General features: G+C 61.6%; 10 protein-coding genes. 2 read left to right on the top strand and 8 right to left on the bottom strand.

Features of this window, described 5'->3' with window-relative positions:
- Positions 1-71 precede the first annotated feature (71 nt).
- The 8 genes from FHU12_RS02770 to FHU12_RS02805 all read right to left on the bottom strand — a co-directional run bounded on the left by FHU12_RS02770 (position 72) and on the right by FHU12_RS02805 (position 9,968).
- The gene (locus FHU12_RS02770; protein ID WP_141967266.1) at positions 72-1,403 is read right to left on the bottom strand and encodes an MFS transporter; all 1,332 of its coding nucleotides are present in this window, start codon (positions 1,401-1,403) and stop codon (positions 72-74) included.
- A complete protein-coding gene (locus FHU12_RS02775) occupies positions 1,384-2,889 on the bottom strand; it encodes a mannitol dehydrogenase family protein (RefSeq protein ID WP_141967268.1) in 1,506 nt (501 codons plus the stop codon). The genes FHU12_RS02770 and FHU12_RS02775 overlap by 20 nt, the downstream gene beginning before the upstream one ends.
- 52 nt (positions 2,890-2,941) lie before the next feature.
- The gene (locus tag FHU12_RS02780; RefSeq protein ID WP_141967270.1) at positions 2,942-4,231 is read right to left on the bottom strand and encodes an MFS transporter; all 1,290 of its coding nucleotides are present in this window, start codon (positions 4,229-4,231) and stop codon (positions 2,942-2,944) included.
- Between the two features lie 91 nt (positions 4,232-4,322).
- Positions 4,323-5,339: a Zn-dependent oxidoreductase gene (locus FHU12_RS02785; RefSeq protein WP_185742353.1), complete on the bottom strand. Its 1,017-nt coding sequence runs from the start codon at positions 5,337-5,339 to the stop codon at positions 4,323-4,325.
- 5 nt (positions 5,340-5,344) lie between these two features.
- Positions 5,345-6,559 (bottom strand): D-mannonate dehydratase ManD, encoded by a 1,215-nt coding sequence (gene manD, locus FHU12_RS02790; RefSeq protein ID WP_141967273.1) that lies wholly within the window; start codon positions 6,557-6,559, stop codon positions 5,345-5,347.
- A gap of 167 nt (positions 6,560-6,726) precedes the next feature.
- Positions 6,727-7,632, bottom strand: coding sequence for a lipid kinase YegS (yegS, locus tag FHU12_RS02795; RefSeq protein ID WP_141967275.1), 906 nt, complete (start codon positions 7,630-7,632; stop codon positions 6,727-6,729).
- Positions 7,633-8,098: 466 nt separating this feature from the next.
- Positions 8,099-9,451: a prephenate-dependent tRNA uridine(34) hydroxylase TrhP gene (trhP, locus tag FHU12_RS02800; RefSeq protein ID WP_141967277.1), complete on the bottom strand. Its 1,353-nt coding sequence runs from the start codon at positions 9,449-9,451 to the stop codon at positions 8,099-8,101.
- A gap of 178 nt (positions 9,452-9,629) precedes the next feature.
- Positions 9,630-9,968, bottom strand: coding sequence for a YegP family protein (locus FHU12_RS02805; protein WP_033644064.1), 339 nt, complete (start codon positions 9,966-9,968; stop codon positions 9,630-9,632).
- 337 nt (positions 9,969-10,305) lie between these two features.
- Here FHU12_RS02805 and FHU12_RS02810 point away from each other — a divergent pair, with 337 nt between their 5' ends.
- Together FHU12_RS02810 and FHU12_RS02815 are read left to right on the top strand one after the other, a co-directional pair.
- A complete protein-coding gene (locus FHU12_RS02810) occupies positions 10,306-10,569 on the top strand; it encodes an antitoxin (RefSeq protein WP_049204860.1) in 264 nt (87 codons plus the stop codon).
- Between the two features lie 3 nt (positions 10,570-10,572).
- Positions 10,573-10,962: a type II toxin-antitoxin system VapC family toxin gene (locus FHU12_RS02815; RefSeq protein ID WP_141967279.1), complete on the top strand. Its 390-nt coding sequence runs from the start codon at positions 10,573-10,575 to the stop codon at positions 10,960-10,962.

Consider the following 10,962-nt stretch of genomic DNA (forward strand, 5'->3'; position numbering starts at 1 on the left):
TCGAATGCCACCATACTAGCAGATTATTGGTTGAGGGCGGGGGGATAAATCCACCCGCCGGGTAGGGTAACTCAGTGATGCCAATCCTGATATTCCTGCTTGCGCCGCCCCGGCGCGGTTTCCGGCATCAGGCTCAGGCCGATGGCCGACACCACGCCCAGCACCATCATGTACCCCGCCAGCCCGTAGTAGTGGCCGCCGGTCACCTGCAGGATCTTCACCGCCAGCAGCCCCAGAATGCCGCTGCCGATCAGCGATCCTATCTGCCAGATCAGCGCGATGCCGCTGCAGCGCACGCGGGTGGGGAACAGCTCCGGGAAGTAGGAGGCCTGTGGCGCGTAGCACATGCTGTGGCCGAAGGTCAGCACCACGATCATGGCGATCTGCGTCACCCAGAAACTATCGAGGTTGATCGCCATAAAGAACGGCACGATGCACACCACCTGCAGCAGCGCGCCGGCGATGTACACCGGTTTGCGCCCCAGCCGATCGGAGAGGCGGCCCATCAGCGGAATGGCGAAAATCTCCAGCAGCACCGCCACGATCATCGCCTCCAGCAGAATGCTTTCGTTGAGGTGGTTGGCCTTGCCATAGGCCAGCACGATCACCGTGAACATGGCGAAGGCGCAGGCTTCAATCAGCTTGGCGCACACCCCTTTGCCGATAAGGCCGGGGTAGCGGCGGGCTACTTCCACCACTGGCCGGCTCTCCACCGCCTTGGTGGCGCGGATCTGGGTAAACACCGGCGACTCGTCGATCTTCAGGCGAATAAACAGCCCGACGATCACCAGCAGCAGGCTGAGCAGGAACGGAATGCGCCAGCCCCAGTCCAGCATCTGCGCCGGCGACAGCACGGCGGTCAGCAGCGCGAACAGCCCCGATGGCAGCAGGAAACCGGCGGGCGCGCCGATCTGTACCCAGCTGGCGTAGAAACCGCGCCGCGGCGCCGGTGCGTATTCGGCGGTCATCAGCACCGCGCCGGCCTGTTCGCCGCCGACGCCGAAGCCCTGCAGCACGCGGATAAAGATCAGCGCGAGCGGCGCCCAGATGCCGATCTGCTCATAGGTGGGCAGCAGGCCGATGCAGAAGGTGCCGAGGCCGACGATCAGGATGGTGATCACCAGTGCCTTCTTGCGGCCGACCTTGTCGCCGATGTGGCCGAACACGATGCCGCCCAGCGGGCGCGCCAGGAAACCGACCGCGTAGGTGGCGAAGGCCGCCAGCGTGCTGATCAGCGGATCGGCGCTGGGGAAAAACAGCTGGCCGAAGAACAGCACCGCGGCGGTGCCGTAAGCGAAGAAATCATAATATTCGGCGGCGGTGCCGATGGCCGAAGCGCTGGCGACTCGCCGCAGCAGCGGTTGATTGCCGGTATTGACGGCGTTATGCGTGGTGACGGTCATCGGAAACCTCCCGGTCGGTAAGCGGCAGAGCGGCGACGGCGGCTTTGGCCCCCAGGCTCAGCAGTTGATGATAAGCGTGGCTGACGGCGCGGACGAAGTCAGGCGAATCGGGCAGATCCTGGCCGAAGACGCTGTCGAGCTGCAGCAGCGCCAGGACGCGGGGCCGGCCTTCCTCGCTGCCGGCGACCAACGCGGCGAGGCGCTCGCGCAGCGGATCGCTGATGTCGATCGGCGCGCCTTGCTCATCGCGGCCGCCGACGTAGCGCATCCAGCCGGCGACGCCCAGCGCCAGGCAGTCGAAGCGGCTGCCGCGCGCCAGATGCCAGCGGATCGCATCCAGCAGCCGCTGGGGCAGCTTCTGCGTGCCGTCCATGGCGATCTGCGCGGTGCGGTGCTTCAGCACGCGGTTGCGGTAACGCTGCAGCAGCGAGTCGGCATACTGCGCCAAATCGACGTTCGGCACCTGCAGAGTCGGCGCCTGTTCCGCCAGCATCAGGTGACGGGCGGCGCGGACAAAATCCGCATCCAGCATACAGTCGCCGACGTGCTGATAACCGGCCAGATAGCCGAGGTAGGCGAGGAACGAATGGCTGCCGTTCAGCATGCGCAGCTTCATCTCCTCATACGGCAGCACGTCGCTCACCAGCTCGGCGCCGACCTTTTCCCAGGCCGGTCGCCCCTGGGGAAAGCAGTCCTCAATGACCCACTGGCTGAACGGCTCGCAGGCCACGCCGACCTCATCCTCGACGCCGCCCAGCCAGGCGTGCAACTGCCGGCGGGTCTCCGGCGTTACTGCCGGCACAATGCGATCCACCATGGTGGAAGGGAAGGCGACCTCTTGACGCACCCAGTCGGCCAGCGCCGGATCCTGCCGCTGCGCCAGGTCGAGCAGCACCTGGCGCGTGACCCGGCCGTTGGCCGGCATATTGTCGCAGGACATCACGGCGAAGGGCGGCAGCCCGCGTTCGCGGCGCAGGCGCAGCGCCGCCAGCAGCAGCCCCGGCGCCGACTGTGGCTGTGCCGGGTGGGCGATATCATGCGCGATCGCCGGATGTTCCGCCATCAGCCGGCCGCTGGCGGGGTGGTGGCAATAGCCCTTTTCGCTGATGGTCAGCGAGACGATGGCGATCTCAGGCTGCGTCAGGGCCGCCAGCACCGCCGCCAGCCCGTCGGTTTGCAGGTGCAGCGCCTGGCGCACCACGCCGATGATCCGGCCCCGCCAGCCGTCGTCGTCCATCTCCGCCACCGAGAACAGCAGGTCCTGTTGCCGTAGATCGGCGATCTTTTGCTGGCCGTGCTGTATGCTGATTTCGCAGTAGCCCCAGTCGCTGCCATGCTCGCTGGCCAGCCTGTCGGCGTACACCGCCTGGTGCGCGCGGTGAAACGCGCCGAAGCCGATATGCACCATGCGCGGTTTCACGCGCTCACGTGCGTAGCCGGGCCGGATAACGGCGGCCGGCAGCCCGCTGTGGTCGGAAAGTCTCATGTTCAATGTCCCTGGAGAGGTAAGCAAAGGGGCGAAGCCGCCCCGTCTGGCGTTAGGGTTTTAAGATTTGCACGCCCGCCGTTGCGCGCGGCGCCTTGATCACCAGCAGCACCAGCAGCGCGCCCAGCGCGGCGACGCCGCCCGCCAGCATAAAGGCGCTGTCGAATTTGCCGGTGTTCTGTACGATGTAGCCGGTGACGATCGGCCCGATGATGCCGGAGACGCTGCCGATCAAATGAATGAACCCGCTGGCGCCGCCGACCCGGGATTTATGCACCACGTCCTGGATGATCGCCCAGTAGAGGGCGCCGGTGATGTAAAGGAAGAAGATCGACACCGACATCAGCATCACCGCCGGCACCACGCTGCTGACGGTGCCTGCCAACGCCACGCACACCGCCGCCGCCAGCAGGCTGGTGACCAGCACGATCTTGCGCGACAGCAGCAATTTGCCGGTGATGTTAAAGATTTTGTCGGAAATATAGCCGCCGAGTGCCAGCCCGACGAAGCCGACGATCCACGGGATCATCGTGGTCAGGCTCATCTCTTTGATGTTCAGGTTGTGCGCCTGCACCAGATACGAAGGGAACCAGCTCAGGAAGAAGAACAGAATGTAGTTGTAGCAGAAGAAGGCGAAGGCGGTGACCAGAATGATCGGCTGCTTCAGGTAGTAACCCAGCCCGTGAGCGGCGTCGCTCAGCGCGCTTTCCTCGCCGAGATTTTCCTGTTTCAACTGTGCGATCAGCGCCCGTTCTTCGTTGCTGACGCGTTGGCTTTTCGCCGGGTTATCCGCCACCACGAAGAACCACACCAGCATCCAGACGATGCCGATGGCGCAGATGATCATAAACGCCGGCCGCCAGCCGAACGCCAGCGCCAGATAGCCGACGATCGGCCCGGCCACCGCGCCGCCTAATGGCGAACCTGCGCTGAGCAGGCCCATGGCGGTCGCCGCCTGCTTCTTCGGGAACCAGCCGTTGATCATCTTGTTGGCCGAGGCGCAGATCGGCCCTTCGGCCATGCCGAACAGGACGCGCAGGATCAGCATCGAGTAAAAACCGGTGGCGATCGCCGTCATGCCGCAGAAGAGAGACCACAGGCCGACCGCCACGCCCAGCACCAGCGTCGGGCCGAAACGGTCGACCGCCAGCCCGCCGACGAAGTTGAAGATGGCGTAGCCGAAGAAGAAGCTGCCGAAGATCAGGCCGAACTGTTCGGCGTTCAGCATCAGATCCTGTTCGATCATCGGCACGGTGATCGACAGCGCCACGCGATCGAGGTAGTTGATCATGTAGACCATGAACAGCAGGAACACGATGGTCCAACGCAGGTTTTTAAACATAAAGCACTCCACTGGGTGTTGTTTTAATCGTGATGCTTCGTTGTTTGCACGGGCGGCGGGGGCCGCCCAATGCCCCGATGCTGCCGTGACGTTACTCGAACTGCAGCAGTACCTTGCAGCAGGTGCGCTGATCCCGCTCGAACATCAGCATCGCCCGTTCGACGTCGTCGGCGGGCACGCAGTGGGTGAGCAGCCGCTCCGGGTCTAGCTTGCCGTCCGCCATCCAGGCGATCACCTGCGGGAAGCGCGCGCTGTTCAGGCGCGAGGAGAAGATCGACAGCTCCTTGCTGGTAATACTCTGCTGGGTCAGGGTGCAGGCCTCGCCGGAAAAGCCCATGATGCCGATGCGCGCCGCCGGCGACGCCAGCGCGATCGCCTCCGGTAAAATGGCGGGGTGGCAGGCGGCATCGACGATCAGCGTCGGCTGAATGCCGCGCTGCTGCAGCGCCTGCGGCAATGCGGCCTCGGCGTTGTTGAACACTTCATCAGCACCGTTGGCGCGCGCCATGTCCAACCGCTCGGCGATGCGATCGACGACCCACACCTGCTTGACGCCGTACACGCCTTTCAGCGTCTGGATCACCGTGAGCCCCATCGGCCCGGCGCCGTAGATCAGCGCGATGTCGTCGGGGCGCGGTTGCAGATGGGCGGTGATGTTGGCGGCGATGCTGAACGGTTCGATCATCGCGGCGTGGCGATCGCTGATGGCGGGTGGAACCGGGTAGGCGTTGCGCGCCGGCACGCAGGCGTAGTCGCTGAAGCCGCCGTCGCGGTGCACGCCGATCACCTGCAGCGAGGTGCAGACGTTGGGGCGGCCGACCGAACAGGGATAGCAGTGGCCGCAGCTCACCACCGGGTCTACCGAGACGCGTTCGCCGAGGCGGGCCGGATCGACGCCTTCGCCCAGCGCCTCGATCAGGCCGAAGAACTCGTGGCCGATCACCCGTGGGTAGCGGGCGAACGGGTTATGGCCGTGATAGATGTGGACGTCGGAGCCGCAGATGCCGGCGAATTTCACCTTGACCCGCACCTCGCCGGCCGTCGGCTGCGGCAGCGCGCGCGTCTGCAGCGCCAGGCGCCCGGGCTGTTCGATCACGACGCTGCGCATGGTGTTTACCAATTCCATAAGGTGCCATCCTCCAGACGTGCGACCGGCAGGTAGGCCGGTTCATACGGGTAACGGGCCGCCAGCTTCTCATCGAATTCGATGCCGATGCCCGGCTTGTCGCCCGGATGCATATAGCCGTCGTCGAACGTCCAGCTGTGCGGAAACACCTCGAGCATCTGCTCGGAATAGCCCATGTATTCCTGCACGCCGAAGTTCGGCACCCACAGATCGAAATGCAGCGCCGCCGCCATGCAGATCGGCGACAGATCGGAAGGGCCGTGGGAGCCGGTACGCACCTGATACAGCGAGGCGAAGTCGGCGATGCGCCGCATGCCGGTAATGCCGCCCGCGTGCGTCAGGGTGGTGCGGATATAGTCGATCAGATGCTCTTCAATCAGCTGTTTGCAGTCCCAGATGCTGTTGAACACCTCGCCGACGGCGATCGGCGTGACGGTATGCTGGCGGATCAGGCGGAAACAGGCCTGATTTTCCGCCGGCGTCGGATCTTCCATCCAGAACAGGCGATACGGTTCGGCGCTTTTGCCGAAGCGCGCCGCTTCAATTGGCGTCAGGCGATGGTGCATGTCGTGCAGCAGATGCTCGTTGAAGCCGAACTTGTTGCGCACCGCGTCGAACAGTTTGGGGGTGAAATCGAGGTATTTTTCCGTCGACCATAGCTGTTCTTCCGGCCAGTCACCCTTGGTGGCCGGCTCATAGGCCTGGCCTTTGCCCTTGGCCATGCCGTAGGTGGTTTTCATGCCCGGCACGCCGCATTGAACGCGGATCGCCTTGAAGCCTTGCTCTTTATGTTTGGCGTAGTCGTCGAGCACCTCGTCGATCGAGTGGCCGGTAGTGTGGCAATACACCATCACCCCCGAACGCGATGCGCCGCCCAGCAACTGATACAGCGGCATGTTGGCGGCCTTGGCCTTGATGTCCCACAGCGCCATGTCGACGGCAGAAATGGCCGACATGGTCACCGGGCCGCGCCGCCAGTAAGCGCCTTTGTAGAAGAATTGCCAGAGGTCTTCGATCCGCTGTGCGTCGCGGCCGATCAGCTGCGGGCAGAGATGATCTTTCAGGTAAGAGGCCACCGGCAATTCACGCCCGTTCAGCGTGGCGTCACCGAGGCCGATGATGCCCTCATCGGTGGTGATCTTCAGCGTGACAAAATTGCGCCCCGGGCAGGTGACGAACACCTCGGCGTTGACGATTTTCATAACCTTCACATCCTGTAGCTGCGGAGAGATAGCGCGAAAATACGCCATGAACAAACTACCATACAAGTATGAATTAATGGATTTGCCGGAGAGGATCACATTTGATCGCGAGCGGAAGCAGATAAACGGGGGGAAGATGCGGGGCGCAGCGGCTGCGCCCGACAGAATTAGCCCAGCAGAGCGCAGTTAGGCGGCAGGCGACATTCGATGGCCTGCGGCAACACTTCGATGCGGAAATGACGGCCTTTGAGCGGTTCGCCGTCGAGGTTGAAGGTGATCTCATGCGGCGCGTCGATCTCGAGCCACGGCAGCGCCGCGCTGAGGATGCTGTTGCTCTCTTCGTCGTTGAACAGGGCAGCGACCAGCGCCGGCAGCAGCTCATCGGCGATCAGCAGGCGCAGCTGCAGCAGGCCGTCGTTGATCAGCGCTGTGGGGCACAGTTCCTGGCCGCCGCCGGCCTGTTTGCCGTTGCCGATACCGATCACCAGCGCGTCGCCGGCCCAGTGGAAGTTCGGCCCGCGGATTTCACAGCGGTCGGCCTGCAGCGTATCCATGCGCAGCAAGCCGTGAACGAAGTAGGACACGCCGCCCAACGCCGCCTTCAGCTTCTCCGGCGTTTCGGTGGTGATGCGGGTGCCGAAGCCGCCGGTGGCCATGTTGATGAAGTAGCGCTCGCCGTTGACCTTGGCCAGATCGATCGGCACCGAGCGGCCCTTGATCGCCAGCTGTAGCGCCTGTTCCGGCGACGGGGGAATATTGCAGGCCATGGCGAAATCGTTGGCGGTGCCGAGCGGCAGGATGCCCAGCGCCGGCCGGTTATGCGCCGGCAGCTGCACCAGCGCGGCGGCCACTTCGTTGATGGTGCCGTCACCGCCGCCGGCGACGACGGTGCCGACGCCAAGCTGTGCGGCTTCCGCGACGTAGCGCGCGGCGTCGCCGTGCTCCCAGGTGACGCGTACGTGCAGCGTTACCTGCTCTTCGCGCAGCCGTGTGACCGCCTGACGCAGTTCTTCGTTGCCGGCGCCCTTGCCGTTGAGAATAAGCAGGGCGGCTGCATGTGAGTGTTGAGGCATTGCCGATCTCCTCCGGCGGAAAACCAAGAATGCCTCAAGATAAACCAGCTGCCGCCGTCAGGCCATCAGAATATTCAGCTAATTCCGCTTATATCCCGCATCGCAGTGAATAGGGTGATGGTACGAATTTATCTGAATTTTGCAGGATAATAAGAGAAGTTTTTATGACGGAGGGATTATTCGCTGTAGCGTTATTTATATATCGATGTGACGTTATTATTCTTATTTAAATGGATAACGGGAAAAGATAATGGAAATAGGCGCAGCGAAAAAATAGGCGCACCCATAAAGAAAAAGCCAGCCCAAGGGAGATTGGGCCGGCTAAGGAGGTGGTTCCTAGTATTGCTATGCAAATATTTTCGTTGTTCGTTTTAAGCAGCGTGATAGTAACCAAGCTGCGCGCACATTGATGTGATCCAATTCTAATATTTGCTAAAAATCGCCGCCGAATGACGGCGATTCGTTTTTATGCCACGACGCTATTTTCTTCCGCCAAATTGCGGATCAGCAACGCATAATTGAGATCGATATCCTGCGGGATCGGCAAATAAACGATATGGCCGTTGCCCGGCGCCACCTCAATCGGCTCGCCTTTCTTATTTTGCATGCTTTCGAGGGTGAAGACCACGTTGCCGCCCGGCGTCATCATTTCGACGCTGTCACCGAGTGCGAACTTATTCTTCACGTCGACTTCCGCCCAGCCATCACGGCGCACGCCGGTGAATTCGCCGACGAACTGCTGGCGTTCGGAGAGCGAGGAACCGTAGTCGTAATTCTGCTGCGCTTCGTGCACGTGGCGGCGCAGGAAGCCTTCGGTATAGCCGCGGTGTGCCAGGCCTTCCAGCGTGGTGAGCAGGGTCGCATCGAACGGTTTGCCGGCGGCCGCGTCGTCGATGGCGCGACGGTAGACCTGGGCGGTGCGGGCGCAGTAGTAGAAGGACTTGGTGCGGCCTTCGATCTTCAGCGAGTGCACGCCGAGCTGTGTCAGACGCTCCACGTGCTGGATGGCGCGCAGATCCTTGGAGTTCATGATATAGGTGCCGTGCTCGTCTTCGAAGGCGCTCATATATTCGCCTGGTTTTTGCGCTTCAGACAGCATGAACACCTTGTCAGTCGGCGCGCCGATGCCCAGCGTCGGCTCGACGGTTTGCACCGGGATCGGCTCGTGCAGGTGCACGATATTGCCGGTGTCGTCCTCTTTGCCTTCTTCAGCCTTATACTGCCAGCGGCAGGCATTGGTGCAGGTACCCTGGTTAGGATCGCGCTTGTTGATATAGCCCGACAGCAGGCAGCGGCCGGAGTAGGCCATGCACAGTGCGCCGTGGACGAAGATTTCCAGCTCCATGTCCGGCACTTCGGCGCGGATCTCGGCGATCTCTTCCAGCGACAGCTCGCGCGAGAGGATCACGCGGGTCAGGCCCATTTGCTTCCAGAACTTCACCGTCGCCCAGTTAACGGCGTTGGCCTGCACCGACAGGTGGATGTCCATCTGCGGGAAGGCTTCGCGCACCATCATGATAAGGCCGGGATCGGACATGATCAGCGCATCCGGGCCCATATCGATAACCGGCTTCAGATCGCGCAGAAAGGTTTTCAGCTTGGCGTTGTGCGGGGCGATGTTCACCACCACGTAGAATTTTTTGCCCAGCGCATGCGCTTCGTTGATGCCCTGCGCCAGGTTCTCGTGGTTGAACTCGTTGTTGCGCACCCGCAGGCTGTAGCGCGGCTGGCCGGCGTAAACCGCATCGGCGCCATAGGCGAAGGCGTAACGCATGTTTTTCAGCGTTCCGGCCGGGGAGAGAAGTTCCGGTGTAAACATAGTGTGTCTCGGTCTGATTTCAGGTCAGCACCGCGCCACCTGATGGCGCAGTAAAAGCGGGGGATTGTAGCCGCAGCGCGGCAAGAAATCAGCAGTTAACCGGATTTATTCAAGGGAGATTGATCCCGGTCAAACGGGAAACGCGCGATGGCGGCCACCGCGCGGGCGAAACGAGGGGTCAGGCGCTCAAATCGCGGATATCGGTGGTCGGGCCGTTTTTTATCACCGACTGGATACCGTTTTTGGCGGCGCTTTCGGAGCTATACATTTCGCTGACGCCGATCACCTGATGGTTCTTGGCCTTCAGCACAAAATAGGGCTGATTGCTGGTGCTGTGTTTCAGTTCAAACTGCGCTTCGTGCGGCGAGTTGGTCTGCACCGAAGCGATACCGTTCTCCGCCGACGCTTTGCTGGCGTACATCTCGCTGGCCAGAATGATCTCGCCGTTACTGGCTTTCAGGTTGAAGTGGTACTGTCCGTTCTTTGCTTTTTTCAGCTCGTAATGACCGATTGCCATGGTTCTTCTCCTGTAGGTTCCGATTCGTGATGTAAGTGTAGCCAATCGCTTGAAAATCGGCGGCTAAACCTCACAGCAGCTTAGTCTAAAAAATGCGCAGTTTTTTTGCGCCGGCGCGGAGTTTTCATCCGAGCCGCCCGGCGCCGCACGGGAAGCTAAGGGAAGGCGTGGTGATTGCGCAGTGCGCCGCATAATGACAATTACGTGGTTTCATCGAGCAGCATTGCGCGTTACCGTTTGCCCGCTACGTAAAGGTGAGTGAAAAGTGAGCGATAGATCTTGGCATCGACACGCTGCAGGCATATGCTTTGGCCTATGCCTGCTGTGGAGTGTCGAGATGGAAAGAATCGCCAAGCTGTTTAAAAACGGTAGAAATCAGGCGGTGAGGTTACCGGTGGAGTTTGAATTTGATACGGATCGTGTGTATATCCGTCGCGATCGGGAGGGAAACGTGATTTTATCCAAATATCCGGCAAAGCCGGACAGCTGGGCACCGCTGCTGAGCATTATCGCCCAAACGCCGGTGCCGCAAGAGTTTCTTGGCGCGGAAGATCGTCAGCAAGGGGTTGCAGAGCGCGATCCTTTCTCAGAGGAAGAGTAGGCGATGTACATGTTTGATACCAATACCGTCAGCCACCTGTTTCGGCAGCATCCGCAGGTGCTAAGCATCATGGAAAAGCTTCCGCCTTCTGCCGTGTGCATTTCCAGCGTAACGGAAGCGGAACTGCTTTACGGTGTGGCTAAACGGCGGAACAAGGGGTTGCAAAGCATGGTCGAGGCCTTTCTGGCCGCAGTGACGGTCTATGCATGGGATAGCGAGGCCGCCCGCTGCTACGGTGAAATGCGCGCGAACATGGAGAGAAAGGGCAAAATCATGGGCGCGCTGGATCAACTGATCGCCGCTCACGCGCAGAGCCGTGGCGCGACGCTGGTGACCAACGATCGCGCATTTGCCATGGTGCCCGGGTTGGCGGTCGAAGACTGGACGCGCTGA

It is taken from the genome of Serratia marcescens, assembly GCF_006715005.1.
GTDB lineage: Bacteria > Pseudomonadota > Gammaproteobacteria > Enterobacterales > Enterobacteriaceae > Serratia > Serratia montpellierensis.

Bases quoted from the DNA above. Each gene is read 5' to 3' on its own strand.
- FHU12_RS02770 (WP_141967266.1), bottom strand. From the start codon at position 1,403: ATGACCGTCACCACGCATAACGCCGTCAATACCGGCAATCAACCGCTG.
- FHU12_RS02775 (WP_141967268.1), bottom strand. From the start codon at position 2,889: ATGAGACTTTCCGACCACAGCGGGCTGCCGGCCGCCGTTATCCGGCCC.
- FHU12_RS02780 (WP_141967270.1), bottom strand. From the start codon at position 4,231: ATGTTTAAAAACCTGCGTTGGACCATCGTGTTCCTGCTGTTCATGGTC.
- FHU12_RS02785 (WP_185742353.1), bottom strand. From the start codon at position 5,339: ATGCGCAGCGTCGTGATCGAACAGCCCGGGCGCCTGGCGCTGCAGACG.
- manD (WP_141967273.1), bottom strand. From the start codon at position 6,559: ATGAAAATCGTCAACGCCGAGGTGTTCGTCACCTGCCCGGGGCGCAAT.
- yegS (WP_141967275.1), bottom strand. From the start codon at position 7,632: ATGCCTCAACACTCACATGCAGCCGCCCTGCTTATTCTCAACGGCAAG.
- trhP (WP_141967277.1), bottom strand. From the start codon at position 9,451: ATGTTTACACCGGAACTTCTCTCCCCGGCCGGAACGCTGAAAAACATG.
- FHU12_RS02805 (WP_033644064.1), bottom strand. From the start codon at position 9,968: ATGGCAATCGGTCATTACGAGCTGAAAAAAGCAAAGAACGGACAGTAC.
- FHU12_RS02810 (WP_049204860.1), top strand. From the start codon at position 10,306: ATGGAAAGAATCGCCAAGCTGTTTAAAAACGGTAGAAATCAGGCGGTG.
- FHU12_RS02815 (WP_141967279.1), top strand. From the start codon at position 10,573: ATGTACATGTTTGATACCAATACCGTCAGCCACCTGTTTCGGCAGCAT.